Here is a 15385-nt window from a genome sequence, read left to right as displayed (position 1 = left end):
CTTGCAATGCCGCATTGGCGTTCGCATCTGTCACGCGACGACCAGCCCTTCCTCCCGCACCAATTGCCCGGCATAATCCAGCTTATGGAACTGACGCCCCGTTTGCGCCTCATGAATTGGCTGGTCCGTCAGGGTCTGACGGGCCTGCCGGAAAACGACCTGCTGCGCGGTTTCTGCGAGCGCTGCCGGGCGGCCGGCATGCCGCTGTCGCGGGCGATCGTCTTCATCGATACACTGCATCCGATCTTCGAAGGACGCGGTTTCCGCTGGAACGACGGCGAGAGCAACGAGGCCGACATCTTCGAATATGGCTCGACCAGCACCGGCGAGGCCAGCCAGACCTGGCGGCGGTCGGCCTTCTATCACATGCTCGAAAACGGCCATGACGAGATAGTGATCGATCTCGCCGACACCTCGCACGATTTCTCCATGATCGGCGAGTTGGCCGAGAAGGGCCACAAGCATTTCGCCGCCTTCGTGCATCGCTTCGGCGAGGCCGGCACGATCGGCGAGATGGACTGCTTCTACTCCTACTACACCACCCGCCATTCGGATGGGTTCGACGAGAACCACATGGCGGCGCTGCGCGACCTGGTGCCGGTGCTCGGGCTCGCGATCAAGTCGGCCGCGCAGGTCGAGATCGCCCGCACGCTCGGACGGGTCTATCTCGGCCGTGACACCGCGGAGCAGGTGCTGCGCGGACGCATGCAGCGCGGCATCACCGAGAAGATCAAGGCCGTGCTGTGGTACTCCGACGTGCGCGGCTCCACCGCGATCAGCGAGCGGATCGGCCCGGACGAGATCATTCCGTTCCTCAACGACTATGCGCAGGCATCGATCGACGCGATCCATGACGCCGGCGGCGAGGTGCTGAAGCTGATCGGCGACGGCGTGCTGGCGATGTTCACCGGAGAGAACGTGGCAGGCGCCAAGCGAGCGGCGCTGCGGGCCGAGCACAGGTTCCGGCATAACATCCGCGTGCTGAACGATCGCCGCGAGAACGAGGGCCGGCCGACCACCACGGCCTATGTCGGGCTCCATGTCGGCCAGGTGTTCTACGGCAATATCGGCAGCGAGGACCGGCTGGATTTCACGGTGGTCGGGCCCGCCGTCAACGAGGTCAGCCGGATCGCATCGATGTGCGCCTCGGTCGACCGCGAACTATTGACCTCGACCGATTTCCGCACCGGGCTCGACGCCGCCGGCCGCAACTATCTGGTCTCCACCGGCCGTTTCGTGCTGCGCGGCATCGGCCATGCACAGGATCTATACACGCTGGATCCGGCGATTGCCGCCGACGAGGTCGTCGGCGGCAAATACGAGCGGTACCTGGCGAGCTAGACCTTCCCGTCATTGCGAGGAGCTCGCGACAAAATTGCAGAGCAATTTTGCGCTGAAGCGACGAAGCAATCCATCCCTCCGCAAGTGGAGACATGGATTGCTTCGCTTCGCTCGCAATGATGGGTGGAGAGTCCGTTCAGCACCGCGCGGGTTCGCCGACCATGTCGGGCTGCCGCGTCAGCGACACCGCGGGCGACATCAGGATCACCAGCGCCTGGGCGGCGAAGATCGCGGCCGCGAGATAGAGGCAGGCTTCGGCGCCGTAGAGGCCGCCGACGACCGCGCCGAGCGCGGAGCCGAGCGGGCGCGCGCCGTAGCTCATGATGTTGATCGCCGAGACGCGCCCGAGCAGCGAGGGCGGCGTCACCGACTGCCGCAGCGTGGTGGTCGAGATCACCCACAGGATTGGGCCGACGCCGAGCAGGAAGAAGCTGAGGCCCGCGAGCAGCGGCGTCGCAATCCAGGTCGTCAGCGCCATCACGGCCGCGGCGACGAAGCCGGTGACCGGGCCGAGCCCGATCACGGTGCCGAACGCCAGCCGCTTCATCACGCGGGTCGCGAACAGCGCACCGACCACCATGCCGACGCCGTACATCGCAAGCGTGGTGCCGACGCCGGTGGCGCTGAGCCCGAGATGGCGCACCGCATAGGGCACGAACACGGCGAGCAGCAGGAACGACGCGGTGTTGAAGATGAACTGGGTGATGAACACCGGCCGCAGCAAGGCGTGGTGCATCACGAAGGCCGCGCCTTCCTTTATGTCCTGCAACGGATGGCGCCGCGGGGCAGGCTGGCGCGCTGGCTCGTAGATGCCGGCGAGCAGCACGACCGCGATCGCCGACAATGCCGCGGCGAAGCCGAATGCGGGCGCGGCCCCGACCCAGCCGACCAGCACGCCGCCGAGCGCGGGGCCGCTGGCGAACGCGACGGTACGCGCGAGCTCGATGCGGGCGTTCGCCGCCGGCAATTGCTGTGACGTCACCAGCGAGGGGACCAGCGCCGGCGCAGCGACGCTATAGGCGACCGTGCCGCAGACCGCGATGAAGCCGAGCAAAGCGAGCAGCGGCAGCGTCATCGCGCCGAGCCACAGCAACAGCAGGATCGCGGCAAGCGCGGCCGCGCGCAGCGCTTCGGAGCCCGCCATCACCCAGCGCCGCGACACGCGGTCGGCGAGCAGGCCGGCGGGAATCGCAAACAGGATGAAGGGCAGCGTCAGTGCGGTCTGCAACAGGCCGGTCTGGCCTTCGCCGACGCCGAGCAGCAGCACGGCGACGATGGGCGCAGCCGCAAGCGCAATCTGTTCGGCGGATTGCGCGGCGAGATTGGACCAGGCCAGGCGGTTGAAGGTGGCCGGCAGGCGAGGCGTATCGGCGGACATGACGGAATCCTTGATCATTCGACTGCCCGGTAGTGTGTGGTTGGAAGAGGCCCGATCCCACCCGTTTCCCGATAACGCCAAAAGCAGAAGCCCGCCGAAGGGGATCGGCGGGCTCTTCCAGAGTCAGACTTGGCTGAAAGCTGTCACTGCGGTTTGGGAGCAGGCGCCAGTTGGCCCGTAATGGTGCCGACCAGCGCGGTTGGCGCGCTTTCGATGCCCACCGTCGGTGTTTCGGCGACCTCGGCCTTGCGCTGCGCCAGCGCGCTGGTCAGGCTGGTGAGTGCGTCGGAGCCGGCGGGGAAGCCGGCCTCCGAGAGGATCTTGTCGATCATCGGCTTGAATGCGGAGACCGACAGCAGCTGCGCGGCGAGCCCGTCGCCGAGCCCGAGGCCGCCATTGCCGTTGGCGTGGCCGTTGGCGCCGCCGCGACCGAGCATGCTGCCGGTGTCGAAGATCCGGATGTCGGAAATCTTCTCGATCGGCTTCACCGCCTCGGCGAGCGCGCTCGGGATCACGTTGATCCGCGCGAGGTTGAGATCGTAGGCGATCATGTCGGCGCTCAGTCTGTTGCGCGCCTCCGCCTTCATCGTCGCGACCTCGGCTTCGGCCTGGCCGAGCGCCTTGACGCCGGCAGCGCGGGTGGTGGCAGCCGCCGCATCGGCCTTGGCGAGCACGTTGGTGGCTTCCGCCTTGTTGGCGGCGGCCTGGCGTTCCGCCTCGGCCATCACCGTGATCGGCATCGCGTCGGTCTCGGCCGCCTTGCGCGCCGCGATCACGTTGATGATCTTGTCGCGCTCGGCGATCTCGGTGGCGCGGGCGGTGGTGACCTTTTCCTCGGCGGCGATCGCGACGGCACGCGCGGTCTCGGCGATGGTCTGGGCTTCCGACTGCTCCTTGCTCTTGGCCGCGACCGCGATCGCGCTTTCCTGCGCCACGATCTGAAGGTCGCGCTCCATCTCGGTGTTGCGGCGCTTGACCGCGAGATCGGCCTCGATCTTGCGGGTGTCGCGGGCCTGGTTGGCCTCGGTCTGCTTGTTGGCGACCGCGAGCTCCTGCTGGATGCGGTATTCGGCCTCGTTCTGCAGCGCGGTCTGTTCGACCTGCGCCGTCTGCGCGCGCATCGCGGCGGTCTTGTTGGCGATGTCGCGCTGCTGGGCGAGCTCGGCCTCGCGCTTGGTGCTTTCGATCGTCAGCGTGGTCTGCCGCGCCACCAGATCCTGCTGGGCGATGTTGACCTCGGTGGTGCGGACGATCTGGTTGCGCTCCTGCTCACGCTCCTTGGTGATCTTGGTCAGCGTGGTGAGACCATGCGCATCGAAGAAATTGCTCGGGTTGAAGTGCTTGATGTCGCTCTGGTCGAGCTTCGTCAGCGACACCGATTCAAGCTCGAGACCGTTGTTCTGGATGTCGGCGCCGACCGCGTCCTGCACCGCCTTGACGAAGGTGGCGCGCTGCTCCTGCAATTCCTCGAGGTTCATGGTCGCGGCGACCGAGCGCAGGCCGTCGACGAACTTGGCCTCGACCAGCTCGCGCAGCTCGGCCGCGTCATTGGTGCGGTTGCCGAGGGTCTGCGCCGCGAGCGCGATCGACGACGCGTCGGGTTTGACGCGCAGATAGAACTCGGCGCCGATGTCGACGCGCATGCGGTCCTTGGTGATCAGCGAGTCCGGGCCGCCGCGCGCGACCTCGAGCCGTAGCGTTTTCAGGTTCACCGCGGCGGTGGAGTGGAAGATCGGCAGCACGAGCGAGCCGCCGTCGAGCACCACCTTCTGGCCGCCGAGGCCGGTGCGGACGTAGGCCTCATCGCGCGTCGAGCGCTTGTAGAGCTTTGCGAACAGGAGACCGATAACGAGGATGACGATGACGCCAATAACGACGGGTACAGCAAGTTCCCACATGTGTTATGCCCTGTTAGAAGATCGTTGTTGTTCGACGAGGTCGGCTGGAGCGGCAATCGCGATGAAGCCCTTGGCATCGCGATCGACCAGCAGCACGCTGGCGCCGACCGGCAATGCCTCGGACTCCGCGCTGGCACGCGCCGACACGGTGTGCCAGTTGCCGAAGACATCCTTGAGACGGACCCGGCCGGGCAGGCCCTGATCGAGCGGGCCGACCGACACGGTTGCGACCTTGCCGACAAAGTCGCTGTCGTTGACCGCATAGCTCTCGTCGCGCGGAATGATGCGGGCGAGGCCGCGGCTGGTATTTCTGATCACGGGGATGCTGCCTGCGGCAGCAACCACCGCGGCAAGCGAGACCGGGATGGCGGTGCCTGCGGCATGCGCCAGTCCCTGAAGCAGGAAGCCTCCGATCGAGAAAATGCCGAGGATCAGGATGATCAGGATCAGGAGGGGAAGCCGTCCGGCGTTGATCCAGAGAAACAGGCCACTGAGAGCATTGTGGCTCTCGGCCTCGACCGCGAAATCCTTGCCGATCAATTCGCTGATCGAAAGTCCGACCATGGTGCTGAGCAGTTCGATACCGCCAAGTGCAACCATGATCGCAGCCGCGACCGCGAAGGGCCGCACGTCGGGGGCGAGCAGAATGTCGCCAACTGCACTCATTTTTCTGACTTGATCCTTTCAAGCCGCGCCGCGATTTCCTTTTCGCGATGCAGGCGATCGAGTTCGTCAAGCTCCTTGTCGCCGAGCACGCTGGAGGCGGGAACGCCGGTGACCCGGGCGATCGCCGCCATGGCGCGCTCAGCACTCAATGTATTGGTCGTCGATGGGCCCCGGCTGGTTTCGTCCTGGGCCTCGCGGATCAGGCTTTGTTCGAGATCGGCCAAGCGCGTCTCCGCCTCGCGGCGCGCGCCGAGCATGGCCTGCAGCGCCTTGGTCTGCTCGTCGATTTCGAGCTCGATGAAATCCATCGCGCGCTCCAGCGCGATCACCTGCGACTCCAGATCAATTTGCCGTGCGACGCCGGCGCGCGCGAGATCCTCGCGATTTTCCGCAAGTGCGAGACGAATCTTCTCGTTCAGATTGGTCGTTTCGGTATCCAGTTCTTCGCGCCGCTTCTTCAGGCGGAATTCTTCGGCGCGCGACTTGCCGAGCGCGTAGCGCGCTTCGTCGGCGCCGGCGTCGATCTCGCGGATCGCCTGTTTGACCAGCGCGACCTTGTTGTTGTTCTCGACATTGTCGATGGTCTGGCTCGCGATGGCGGCAAGAAGCCGGCCCATGCGCGCAAGGATGCCTTCGTGAAGCATGGTCTTCTCCTCCGGTTGTGCTGATTTCGATTTGACGGCGATGTGGATTTCGTAGCCGCGTCCATCCGAGATCAAATGCGCCGGGAAGGGGCTTTCCCAGCCCGAGACATATCCCGGCACATCGAACGGCACCAAGACGCGTCCGCTGACAGTGCTAATGGTCAGTGAAGTTGGGCCCTTGATCGCAAACAACTTGTCGTCGAGCGGTATCCGGCGGACGGCGGCGCCTGCGATGTAATTGGCACGGTCGCGCAGGCCGAGCGTCACCAGCCGTGCGGGGAGGCCGGTCTCCTTGCGGATCTTCTCGTAGGCCTGGGCGTGCAGCGAGACGAGGTTGGCGCCGACGGGGGCGACCTCGGCGAGGATCGCCATCATCCGGTCATAGGCCGCAAAGGTCGCCTCGATCGCCTCGATGCCTGAAGGGTCAGGGGCGAGGGCGTAACGCAGGGTTGCGGTGGGCGTCTCGACGGGCAGCTTGATCATGCATCTAACGTAAAGCACTTCCTCAGTGCTTTACAAGGAGGGGGTTGGTATCATTTTCGTGAGCCTAGATGCAGTTGCAAATGAGTTGCAATAACGGGAGAGATCGGCCATCCTTGTCGGATGGATGCTCGGACCCCTGAACTGTCTTCCGTTTCGGTTCCCAATGCCGTGCCAGGTGGCTGGCGGGGCGATGCCGGACATGTGCGCAGCCTGCCTGAGGTGAACGCGACCGTCGCGGTGCCGTCAGGCGGCCTGTGGTGGCGGCGGCTGCTGGCCTTCGCCGGGCCGGGCTATCTGGTTTCGGTCGGCTATATGGACCCCGGCAACTGGGCCACCGACCTCGCGGGCGGATCGAAGTTTGGCTACACGTTGCTGTCGGTCATCCTGCTCTCCAACCTGATGGCGATCCTGCTGCAGGCGCTCGCCGCGCGGCTTGGCATCGCCACCGACCGCGACCTGGCGCAGGCCTGCCGCGCGACCTACTCGCGCCCGGTGAATTTGCTGCTGTGGCTCGCCTGCGAGGCCGCGATCATCGCCTGCGACCTCGCCGAGGTGATCGGCACCGCGATCGCGCTCAAGCTGCTGTTCGGCATTCCCCTGATCGGCGGCGCGCTGCTGGCGGCGCTGGATGCGTTCCTGCTGCTGCTCCTGATGAATCGCGGCTTCCGCTTCCTCGAGGCCTTCGTCATCGCGCTCTTGATCGTCATCGCGGTCTGCTTCGTCGTCCAGATCGCGGCCGCCGCGCCGCCGGTGGCCGCCGTGCTCGGCGGCTTCATCCCGTCGCGCGAGATCGTCACCAATCCGGAGATGCTGTACATCGCGATCGGCATCATCGGCGCCACCGTGATGCCGCATAATCTCTATCTGCACTCCTCGATCGTGCAGACCCGTGCCTATCCGCGCACCGAGGAGGGACGGCGCGACGCGATCAAATGGGCGACCACCGATTCCACCATCGCGCTGATGCTGGCGCTGTTCGTCAATGCCGCGATCCTGGTGCTGGCGGCCGCGACCTTCCACAAGAGCGGCCATTCCGATGTCGCCGAGATCGACCAGGCGTTCGAACTGCTGTCGCCGCTGCTCGGCCTCGGCATCGCCTCGACGCTGTTTGCCGTGGCGCTGCTCGCCTCCGGCCTCAACTCGACGGTGACGGCGACGCTGGCCGGCCAGATCGTGATGCAGGGCTTCCTCGACCTCAAGCTGCCCGACTGGCTGCAGCGGCTGGTGACCCGCGGCATCGCGATCGTCCCTGTCATCGTGGTCGCCGCGCTCTATGGCGAGAGCGGCACGGCGCAGCTGCTGGTGTTCAGCCAGGTCGTGCTGTCGATGCAGCTGCCGTTCGCGGTGATCCCGCTGGTGCGGTTCGTGTCCGACAAACGCAAGATGGGCGCGTTCGCGATCTCACGCCCCGTCGCGGTGGCGGCGTGGATCGTCGCCGGGTTGATCGTGGTCCTGAACGTGAAGCTGCTGATCGATACGTTCTTCGGCAGCTAGTCTTCGGCAGCTAGTCCTGCGGCTCGGCGAGCACCTCGCCTGATGCGTCGACGCGCAGCCAGCCCGACGGCGCGAGCCGCTGTTGCGGCAGGAAACGGCCCTTGTAGTCCATCTTCTTGGAGCCCTCGATCCAGTACCCGAGATAGACGTAAGGAAGGCCCTGCCGGCGGGCTCGGGCGATATGGTCGAGGATCATGAAGGTGCCGAGCGAGCGCGCCTCCAGCCCGGGCTCGAAGAACGAATAGACCATCGACAGCCCGTCGCTGAGCACGTCGGTCAGCGCCACCGCCATCAGCTCGTCGCCGCGACCGGTGATGGCGCTGTCGGCATTGCGCTTGCGGTACTCGATGATCCGGGTCTCGACATGGCTGTCCTCGACCATCATCGCGTAGTCGAGCACGGTCATGTCGGCCATCCCGCCGTTGCGGTGGCGGCGGTCGAGATAGGCCCGGAACACCGAATATTGCTCCGAGGTCGGCACCGCGGTGCGCTGCTCGCCGATGATGTCGGCGTTGCGGGCCAGCACCTTGCGGAAGTTGCGGGAGGGGCGGAATTCGTTGGCGATCACACGGACCGAGACGCAGGCCCGGCACTGGTCGCAGGCCGGGCGGTAGGCGATCGACTGGCTGCGGCGGAAGCCGCCATGGGTCAGCAAGTCGTTGAGATCGCCCGCTTTGTCGCCGACCAGGTGCGTGAAAACCTTCCGCTCATGTCGGCCCGGCAAATACGGGCAAGGCGAGGGCGCCGTCAAATAGAACTGGGGAGTATCACGCGAATGCTGGGTCACGTCAGATCGTCGGGCTCCACAAACAATACAGGCAGCCGAGTGAGCATCGCCCCCCTGAGGCTAACGGTCAATTGGTTTAGGCGGGCCTAATAGGAGGCCCGCGCGGCCGGGGCGACCGGGGTCCGGACCGAGCTGTTGATAATGACGGTTCCGAGGATGATGTCGTGCAGCAGCCGGCGGCGGCCGTTGAACAGCCCGATCAGGAGCACAAGCGGCGACAGGAACGAGATCGTCACCCAGAACAGCACCGCATGGGTGGCGCCGAGCACGAAATAGCCGCGCGCGCCGTACCAGGTCCGCAGTTCCAGATCCATCATGCGCATGCCGATGGTGGCCGAGTGCGGCCCGCCGATCGAGGCGCCGTAATAGACGATCGCCCAGACGATCGAGGCCGGCGAGACCAGCCAGAACAACGCCCAGCCGAGACCGAGCGTGACGAGGCCGAACACCGCGATGAAAATCACCGCCAGGATCACCGGCACCGACAGCACGAACAGGTCGATCAGGAACGCAAAGACACGGCGCGTCAGTACGCCGCGGAACAGGTCCGGCTGCATCATTGGGTCGAACGCATGCGGAGGAACGCCGCCGTCGTTGCGCCAGGCCTCATTGCGCCAGGTGCCGCCGTCATTGCCGTAAGACATGACCAACCTCCGATGAAAGTCCCGCGCAGGACATGGGAACAGGAGGCGCGTTCGCCAAGCCTGCGCGAACATTAACTAGCCGAAATATTCCGGCGATTCGGGGGCTGGATTGAGCGGTCCTACCTTCACGCCGTCATTGCGAGCGGAGCGAAGCGATCCACTCGTCGCAATAACGGGCGGCGGCCTTCAGCTCTCCGCCTTGATCCTTTCGGCGGCCTTCGGCGCGAAATAGGTGAGGATGCCGTCAGCGCCGGCGCGCTTGAAGCCGACCAGGCTCTCCATCATCGCGCGCTCGCCGTCGATCCAGCCATTGGCGGCGGCGCCCGCGATCATCGCGTACTCGCCGGACACCTGGTACACGAAGGTCGGCATCGCGAAATGGTCCTTCACGCGGCGGACGATGTCGAGATAGGGCATGCCCGGCTTCACCATCACCATGTCGGCGCCCTCGGCGATGTCGAGCTCGACCTCGCGCAGCGCCTCGTCGGAATTGGCGCTGTCCATCTGGTAGGTGCGCTTGTCGCCGGTCAGCGTCTTGGCCGAGCCGATCGCGTCGCGGAACGGGCCGTAGAAGGCGGAGGCGTATTTCGCCGCATAGGACATGATCTGCACGTCGCCGAAGCCGTTGTCGTCGAGCGCCTCGCGGATCGCGCCGATCCGGCCGTCCATCATGTCCGACGGCGCGATCACGTCGCAGCCGGCCTCGGCCTGGGTCAGCGCCTGCTTCACCAGCACCGCGACGGTCTCGTCGTTGAGGATCTTGCCGTCCTCGATCAGCCCGTCATGGCCGTGGCTGGTGAAGGGATCGAGCGCGACGTCGCACAGCACGCCGATGTCGGGAAACTCCTGCTTGATCGCGCGCACCGCCTGGCAGACCAGATTGTCGGGGTTGAGCGCCTCCGAGCCCTGCTCGTCGCGCAGCGACGGCTCGGTGAACGGGAACAGCGCGATGCAGGGGATGTTGAGCTTTGCCGCGCGCTCGGCGTCGCGGACGATCTGGTCGACGGTGAGCCGGTCGACGCCGGGCATCGAGGCCACCGGCGTGCGGGTGTTGTTGCCATCGACCACGAACATCGGCCAGATCAGGTCATTGGTGGTCAGCACGTTCTCCCGCACCAGGCGGCGGGCCCATTCCGACTTGCGATTGCGTCGCATCCGGATCGAGAGGTCGAGCGAGGGGGAGGCGAGGGCATCGCTCTGCCGCCGCGGCGCATCGCGCAGTTCGATCGGGCGCCCGAATTTGATCGCCATGTTGTCTTCTCCTCGACGGACGGCAGTTCTGGACCTGATAAGGTCTGGACCTGATATAAGTCCGGTTCTAGCACCTGTCAGGGCCGCCGTCATTGCGCCGCTATTGCATCCGTGGCGCCCTTGATTTGCCGCAACGGCAATTGATTTTGCGTCCCCGGCGGGCCAAGACTGCGCCCATGAACCCCATTTTGCAGCCGCTCTGCGGCGATTCGGATGTCTGACACCTCTGCACGCGATCAGGCGCGGGACAATGCCATCTCGGTGAGCGCGATCTCGTCCGACCGGATCGAGCCGGACGACAATGCGTGGACGCGGCGCCTTGTCATCTTCCTGCGCATCATGGCTGTCGTCTCGGTCGCCAAGGGCCTCTATCATTGGGCCCAGGTGACCGGCTTCGTCGGTGGCGAGGAGGAGGCCTTCGAGAACCAGTCGATGGCCTGGCAGACCGCCACGATCTATTTCGCCGTCATCGAGCTCGTCGCCGCCGTCGGGCTCTGGCTCGCGACGCCCTGGGGCGCCGTGGTGTGGCTGACCACCGTGGTGTCGATGGCGGTCATCGAGCTGATGTTTCCCGGCATCTATGGCGGCAGTCTCACCGTGGTCGGGCTCGAGGCGATGATGCTCGCCGCCTATCTCGCGCTGGCCTGGATGTCGGCGCGCGAACGCCCGCCATAGGTCGACGTGGAGCGATGGCCTGATGCACTGTTGCCCCGTGGCGACAGCGCCACGAATAGCCGGCCGCGGCCGGCAATATTTGCCAGCCGTGCGCGCAACGAGAAGACAGCTCTGCTGGTTCTGATAGGTGGGTGCCGACAGATCGCATCCGTTTGAGACACTCCCTTGCGGGACCGTCTCTACGGGACCTGCCGTCGGGGCCCATTTCACCGGACCTCGGCGCGTGTGCCGGCCGGCTTTGCGCGGGCCGACGGCGGAACCGGTCTGGCCCCCACAACAGATCGGCACCGCTTGCGCGCATCGCGTGCACGTCCCGCCGCTGCACTCCGGTAAAATTTTCAAAGAATTTTCCGGTAACCGATCGGTCACCGTAAAGGGTTCCCTCATACCCGTTACGCCACCGTTTCGAATTCAGACGATGCTGTTTCCGAATGTGACAGGGCAGGCAGACGAAGCGTGAACAAGGGTCCGCCACCGTCAATGAAAAGTTGCGAAAAGCCTTTGATCCATGGGCTTAATCCACGATTCACTGTCTTAAATTCATGATCTCTTTATTCTCTTATTTAAGCGGATATTCAAACGGCCCCCTTACGTTGGACCTATCAGGCGGGACACAAGTTTCGTCGAATAAAGTCGATAAAAACGACAAACAGGGGAAGTGTCATGATGAAAGCCGTTGCGACAACGGCGGCGGATGCCGCTGATCGCGCTACCGGTCAAGCTCCGGTGCAGCCGCTCTATCTCGAAGCCCTGACTTTGGTGGAGCGGCTGCATCGCCGGCTCCTCGACGTCATCAAGGACGAATTCGATCGTCGTGGCCGCGCCGACATCAACTCGGTGCAGGCGCTGCTCCTGTACAACATCGGCGACAAGGAGTTGACCGCCGGCGAGCTGCGCACCCGCGGCTACTATCTCGGCTCCAACGTCTCCTACAATCTGAAGAAGCTCGTCGAGCTCGGCTTCCTCGATCATCAGCGCTCGCGCGTCGATCGCCGCTCGGTTCGTATCCGTCTGACCCCGCAGGGCCAGGAAGTCCGCAAGATCGTCGATGCGCTCTATCAGAAGCACGTCAAGACGGTGGAGCAGGTCGGCGGCATCTCGAACGAGGAGTTCGCGAGCCTCAACAAGTCGCTGCATCGCCTCGAGCGTTTCTGGACCGACCAGATCCTGTATCGCCTCTGAGCCTTCCTGTTTTCGCCTGATGGCCAAGCCGGCCGCGCGAGAAGACCGGCAGCCTTCCTTCAGTCCAGCCTTGCTCCAGTCCAACCTTGCTCCAGTCAACGCATCGGTCATGCCCGGCCGATGCGTTTTTCATGCTGCACCTGCGAAAATAAATGGGCCCCGGCGAGGAACCAAGGCGTTCCCTGCGGCTTATCCGTTAGCCAACGGAGAGGCAGGGATATGTTGCTCGAACGCGGGATTGAGGTGCTGAATGTCGAGGTCGTCGGTGACGCCTACGCGATCGCCTCGAACTATCTGCGCAAATCCGGCGCCATCCCCGACAATTTCGCCACCAATGAGCGCCTGCTCGGCATCATCGTGAAGCTGTTCCAGCGTGGTGAGATGAATCGCCTCCGCCTCGCCAACAAGGCGATCGCGAAGTTCGAGGCCGAGACGCTGGTGGTCGCCTGAGCGTCAACCCGGAGACTTCAATGGAAGCCGCTATCGATCGGATCATGCAGACGTATGATCTGCTGCTCAACCGCACGCCCGCTGCGAGCGAGGAAGCGCGGGCGAAGGTGACAGAGTACGTGCAGACGCTGTTCGACGCCGGCGAGCGCGATCCGCATCGCTTGACGGTGTGCGGGCTGACCTATCTGCGCCAGCTCGACGGTAGTACCGACCACGTGAAGGCCGGCTATACCGGGCTGTAGCGGCGCGCCTGGCTTCGCGGTCTGATTCCGCGTCGTCGGCAAGGCTTCCTCGGCGGCGATTTGCTTTGCTCGCAACGACGCGATGACGGTGCAGGTTCCTCGCGCACGATCGTCGTCCTGAAAGCAGGACCTATAACCACCGCGTTTGGCGATGAGCGGGATCGCGGCCCCAGCGTCGCGCAACAATAGTGATTTGGGGTAATGGGTCCTGGCTTTCGCCAGGACGACACTGAGTTTGTCGCAACTCAAAACTGAAATGGAGCAACCGAAACCGCCAACTTTCCGTCGCTCGATTTCTGCACGGTGAATTCGACTTCCTTGGAAGCCTTGATGTCGCCCACGGAAACCGAGATGCCGCCGCTGCATTGCAATGTTCGCTTGTCCTCACTTGCCGAGGTCGTGACGATCTTTTCACCGAGGAGGTATTGTGGATTTGCGTTTTCCGCAGTGGGCTTCGCCGTCGATTCCCTGGCGGCGAAATTGACGAGCGGATTGCGGTGATCGTTGGAGATGGTCTGGAGCACGGCCTTCCGGGTTTCGATTGAATCGCACTCGAGTTGATCGCCGCAACCACCCAGAACAACCAGAACCGGAAACCCTAAAAACCAAAGCAGTCGTGACGGCATGCCGATTGACTTGTGTGGGATGGATGGTTTCCGACAACCGACCCAACGGAGCATGGTTCCTGCGCTCGCGCTCGGCGCGGCCGCTCCGGCTGCGGCTTGCGATCTTGCTAACCGGCCGGCCACTATCGAAGGGAACGCTAATCTTGCCGCTCCGTTGGTCCTCGATTGCTTGCGAGGACCCGATCATGCGCGCAACCGTCCTGTTCGCTGTCCTGGCGTTCGTCCTGGCGTTCGGCGTTGCAGGACTGGCAAGTGTGAGCCCAGCCAGCGACCGGGATTATCGCTGGTGCGTGCAGGGGCGCGGCGTCGGCTATCCCGGCGATTGCATGTACCAAACCCGCGCCCAGTGTCTCGCGTCAGCTTCCGGAAGGAACGTGACCTGCGGGATCAATCCTCGTGCCGCATATGGGCAGCAGCGGCGGGGATATCGCGACCGCTATTGATTGTCGCGCCTATGGCGCGCGCGAGGCGGTTGGGGAAGGGCGCACCCTAAGGGTGATGCGGTTAGCCGGGGCCGCTTTTTGAGCCTGCCGTTTTGAAACCTCTCCTGCCCTATGGAATCTCTCCTGCCCTATGGATAGGTGTGGCCTTTCTGAGCAACGCGCACAGCCAGTGGCGTGCGGGGAAGATCCCCAAACTCGGACGAGTCGTAGTCTCGGCCTTCAGGTGTCACGATGTGGATGTCGTAACACTGCGACCGTGAAAGCTCTTTTGCCTTGCGTAGAGCTGCTTCGGCCGTGCCACGACGGTGCACGATCTCTCCAAACTTGCACCTAGCTTTTACGGTGAAGCTCATCTTTCTTCTTTTTCTTGTTTCGTTTGACGACCTCGGCCTGAGCCCGGAACGCTTGGGCGAGGCTCTTCATTTGCTCGGCCGCGAATTCGTCAGCCGTCCGCACCGCCGCCTGCTCGGCGGTCTTGGCCTGTTTCTTCAGGTCCTTGGCCATGCCCATGCCCTGTAACGTCCATGCCGTTTCGCCAGTTCCATCCGTCTGATCTCATTGACGCGAAGCTGGCAGGAACTTTTTAGGCTTCCCGGGCTTTTTGATTTTGCTTTTGGGGCAGCCAAACGTCAGCGTTGGAGAGAGGAGCCATGAAGCGACGACGCCGGGTTAGGCAGATTTTCCCTCTTGAAAAACGCCTCGCCCAAGAAGCCGAACGGCTACGTCAACGGGCCAAGAACCTTCCTCCCTGTCGAGAGCGAGAGACCCTGTTGAGGCAGGCGCGGCATGACGAAACCACCGCCAATTTGGCGGCGTGGCTACTGTCTCAAGGTCCGCGGGCACCCATCTAGGAGGACGCTCAATGCATACAAACCACCACCATATCGACGGTGTGGAGATTGCCTTTGTCAGCGCTGCGACCGTGTCGCTTGTGGCTCTCATCGCCTCCATGGCCTGGCTTTTGCTAGGGTGAAATTCCGAACCAGGGCTCCGATCCGAGACCTTCGATCGGGATCGTTAGGCGGAGCCCATGGAATGAAAGATCTTCTCCAGCGTGACCAATGAGCCAAAGACTGCGCCGGTCACAGCGAGGAAGACAGCGAAATAATAGATCAGATACATAAGGCAACGTCTCCCGGATGCGTACCAAGCCTCCGGATAACGGACGCGTCCTTTGATGG

16 protein-coding genes are annotated in these 15385 nt (G+C 64.0%); 7 read left to right on the top strand and 9 right to left on the bottom strand.

Features of this window, described 5'->3' with window-relative positions; all coding sequences use genetic code 11:
• Positions 1-84: 84 nt before the first annotated feature.
• Positions 85-1341: an adenylate/guanylate cyclase domain-containing protein gene (locus tag ACVI1L_RS36785; RefSeq protein WP_050384941.1), complete on the top strand. Its 1257-nt coding sequence runs from the start codon at positions 85-87 to the stop codon at positions 1339-1341.
• A 136-nt stretch (positions 1342-1477) separates the two neighbouring features.
• Here the strand turns inward: ACVI1L_RS36785 and ACVI1L_RS36780 are convergent, their stop codons facing one another.
• The 4 genes from ACVI1L_RS36780 to ACVI1L_RS36765 form a co-directional block, all read right to left on the bottom strand.
• The gene (locus ACVI1L_RS36780; RefSeq protein WP_456785085.1) at positions 1478-2719 is read right to left on the bottom strand and encodes an MFS transporter; all 1242 of its coding nucleotides are present in this window, start codon (positions 2717-2719) and stop codon (positions 1478-1480) included.
• Between the two features lie 143 nt (positions 2720-2862).
• Complete coding sequence (locus ACVI1L_RS36775) at positions 2863-4617, bottom strand: flotillin family protein (RefSeq protein ID WP_168855951.1); 1755 nt, start codon at positions 4615-4617, stop codon at positions 2863-2865.
• A gap of 3 nt (positions 4618-4620) precedes the next feature.
• The gene (locus ACVI1L_RS36770) at positions 4621-5283 is read right to left on the bottom strand and encodes an OB-fold-containig protein (RefSeq protein ID WP_092078044.1); all 663 of its coding nucleotides are present in this window, start codon (positions 5281-5283) and stop codon (positions 4621-4623) included.
• Positions 5280-6410: a PspA/IM30 family protein gene (locus ACVI1L_RS36765; RefSeq protein WP_253590074.1), complete on the bottom strand. Its 1131-nt coding sequence runs from the start codon at positions 6408-6410 to the stop codon at positions 5280-5282. The genes ACVI1L_RS36770 and ACVI1L_RS36765 overlap by 4 nt, the downstream gene beginning before the upstream one ends.
• A 120-nt stretch (positions 6411-6530) precedes the next feature.
• Here ACVI1L_RS36765 and ACVI1L_RS36760 point away from each other — a divergent pair, with 120 nt between their 5' ends.
• Positions 6531-7904, top strand: coding sequence for an Nramp family divalent metal transporter (locus ACVI1L_RS36760; protein WP_057020740.1), 1374 nt, complete (start codon positions 6531-6533; stop codon positions 7902-7904).
• A 10-nt stretch (positions 7905-7914) separates the two neighbouring features.
• On the opposite strand, the gene ACVI1L_RS36755 is transcribed toward ACVI1L_RS36760, so the two are convergent.
• The 3 genes from ACVI1L_RS36755 to hemB form a co-directional block, all read right to left on the bottom strand.
• Positions 7915-8691 carry an arginyltransferase gene (locus tag ACVI1L_RS36755; RefSeq protein WP_026192842.1) on the bottom strand — a complete coding sequence of 259 codons (777 nt, stop codon included), beginning with the start codon at positions 8689-8691 and terminating at the stop codon, positions 7915-7917.
• Positions 8692-8777: 86 nt separating this feature from the next.
• The gene (locus ACVI1L_RS36750) at positions 8778-9335 is read right to left on the bottom strand and encodes an RDD family protein (RefSeq protein WP_229192345.1); all 558 of its coding nucleotides are present in this window, start codon (positions 9333-9335) and stop codon (positions 8778-8780) included.
• A 186-nt stretch (positions 9336-9521) separates the two neighbouring features.
• A complete protein-coding gene (gene hemB / locus ACVI1L_RS36745) occupies positions 9522-10586 on the bottom strand; it encodes a porphobilinogen synthase (protein WP_456785084.1) in 1065 nt (354 codons plus the stop codon).
• Between the two features lie 213 nt (positions 10587-10799).
• On the opposite strand from hemB, the gene ACVI1L_RS36740 reads away from it, so the two are divergent.
• From ACVI1L_RS36740 to ACVI1L_RS36725, 4 genes are all read left to right on the top strand, one after another.
• Positions 10800-11261: a DUF6163 family protein gene (locus tag ACVI1L_RS36740; RefSeq protein WP_057020737.1), complete on the top strand. Its 462-nt coding sequence runs from the start codon at positions 10800-10802 to the stop codon at positions 11259-11261.
• Positions 11262-11924: 663 nt separating this feature from the next.
• Positions 11925-12443 (top strand): transcriptional regulator LdtR, encoded by a 519-nt coding sequence (gene ldtR / locus ACVI1L_RS36735; RefSeq protein WP_018271925.1) that lies wholly within the window; start codon positions 11925-11927, stop codon positions 12441-12443.
• 219 nt (positions 12444-12662) lie between these two features.
• Positions 12663-12893 (top strand): hypothetical protein, encoded by a 231-nt coding sequence (locus ACVI1L_RS36730; RefSeq protein ID WP_016845011.1) that lies wholly within the window; start codon positions 12663-12665, stop codon positions 12891-12893.
• A 20-nt stretch (positions 12894-12913) separates the two neighbouring features.
• Entirely contained in the window at positions 12914-13135 is a 222-nt protein-coding gene (locus tag ACVI1L_RS36725; RefSeq protein ID WP_050384934.1) for a hypothetical protein, read from the top strand.
• 245 nt (positions 13136-13380) lie between these two features.
• Here the strand turns inward: ACVI1L_RS36725 and ACVI1L_RS36720 are convergent, their stop codons facing one another.
• The gene (locus ACVI1L_RS36720) at positions 13381-13761 is read right to left on the bottom strand and encodes a hypothetical protein (protein WP_141341081.1); all 381 of its coding nucleotides are present in this window, start codon (positions 13759-13761) and stop codon (positions 13381-13383) included.
• A 185-nt stretch (positions 13762-13946) separates the two neighbouring features.
• On the opposite strand from ACVI1L_RS36720, the gene ACVI1L_RS36715 reads away from it, so the two are divergent.
• A complete protein-coding gene (locus ACVI1L_RS36715) occupies positions 13947-14204 on the top strand; it encodes a DUF3551 domain-containing protein (RefSeq protein ID WP_456785083.1) in 258 nt (85 codons plus the stop codon).
• Positions 14205-14534: 330 nt separating this feature from the next.
• Here the strand turns inward: ACVI1L_RS36715 and ACVI1L_RS36710 are convergent, their stop codons facing one another.
• Positions 14535-14708 carry a hypothetical protein gene (locus ACVI1L_RS36710; protein ID WP_225158918.1) on the bottom strand — a complete coding sequence of 58 codons (174 nt, stop codon included), beginning with the start codon at positions 14706-14708 and terminating at the stop codon, positions 14535-14537.
• Positions 14709-15385 lie beyond the last annotated feature (677 nt).

Source organism: Bradyrhizobium sp. USDA 4516 (assembly GCF_054055915.1).
Note: the sequence above shows the minus strand (reverse complement) of the source record. Positions and strands in the feature narration are given on the sequence as shown.

Coding starts and splice junctions, on each gene's coding strand:
- ACVI1L_RS36785 (WP_050384941.1), top strand. CDS start 85: ATGGAACTGACGCCCCGTTTGCGCCTCATGAATTGGCTGGTCCGTCAG.
- ACVI1L_RS36780 (WP_456785085.1), bottom strand. CDS start 2,719: ATGTCCGCCGATACGCCTCGCCTGCCGGCCACCTTCAACCGCCTGGCC.
- ACVI1L_RS36775 (WP_168855951.1), bottom strand. CDS start 4,617: ATGTGGGAACTTGCTGTACCCGTCGTTATTGGCGTCATCGTCATCCTC.
- ACVI1L_RS36770 (WP_092078044.1), bottom strand. CDS start 5,283: ATGAGTGCAGTTGGCGACATTCTGCTCGCCCCCGACGTGCGGCCCTTC.
- ACVI1L_RS36765 (WP_253590074.1), bottom strand. CDS start 6,410: ATGATCAAGCTGCCCGTCGAGACGCCCACCGCAACCCTGCGTTACGCC.
- ACVI1L_RS36760 (WP_057020740.1), top strand. CDS start 6,531: ATGGATGCTCGGACCCCTGAACTGTCTTCCGTTTCGGTTCCCAATGCC.
- ACVI1L_RS36750 (WP_229192345.1), bottom strand. CDS start 9,335: ATGTCTTACGGCAATGACGGCGGCACCTGGCGCAATGAGGCCTGGCGC.
- hemB (WP_456785084.1), bottom strand. CDS start 10,586: ATGGCGATCAAATTCGGGCGCCCGATCGAACTGCGCGATGCGCCGCGG.
- ACVI1L_RS36740 (WP_057020737.1), top strand. CDS start 10,800: ATGTCTGACACCTCTGCACGCGATCAGGCGCGGGACAATGCCATCTCG.
- ldtR (WP_018271925.1), top strand. CDS start 11,925: ATGATGAAAGCCGTTGCGACAACGGCGGCGGATGCCGCTGATCGCGCT.
- ACVI1L_RS36730 (WP_016845011.1), top strand. CDS start 12,663: ATGTTGCTCGAACGCGGGATTGAGGTGCTGAATGTCGAGGTCGTCGGT.
- ACVI1L_RS36725 (WP_050384934.1), top strand. CDS start 12,914: ATGGAAGCCGCTATCGATCGGATCATGCAGACGTATGATCTGCTGCTC.
- ACVI1L_RS36720 (WP_141341081.1), bottom strand. CDS start 13,761: ATGCCGTCACGACTGCTTTGGTTTTTAGGGTTTCCGGTTCTGGTTGTT.
- ACVI1L_RS36715 (WP_456785083.1), top strand. CDS start 13,947: ATGCGCGCAACCGTCCTGTTCGCTGTCCTGGCGTTCGTCCTGGCGTTC.
- ACVI1L_RS36710 (WP_225158918.1), bottom strand. CDS start 14,708: ATGGCCAAGGACCTGAAGAAACAGGCCAAGACCGCCGAGCAGGCGGCG.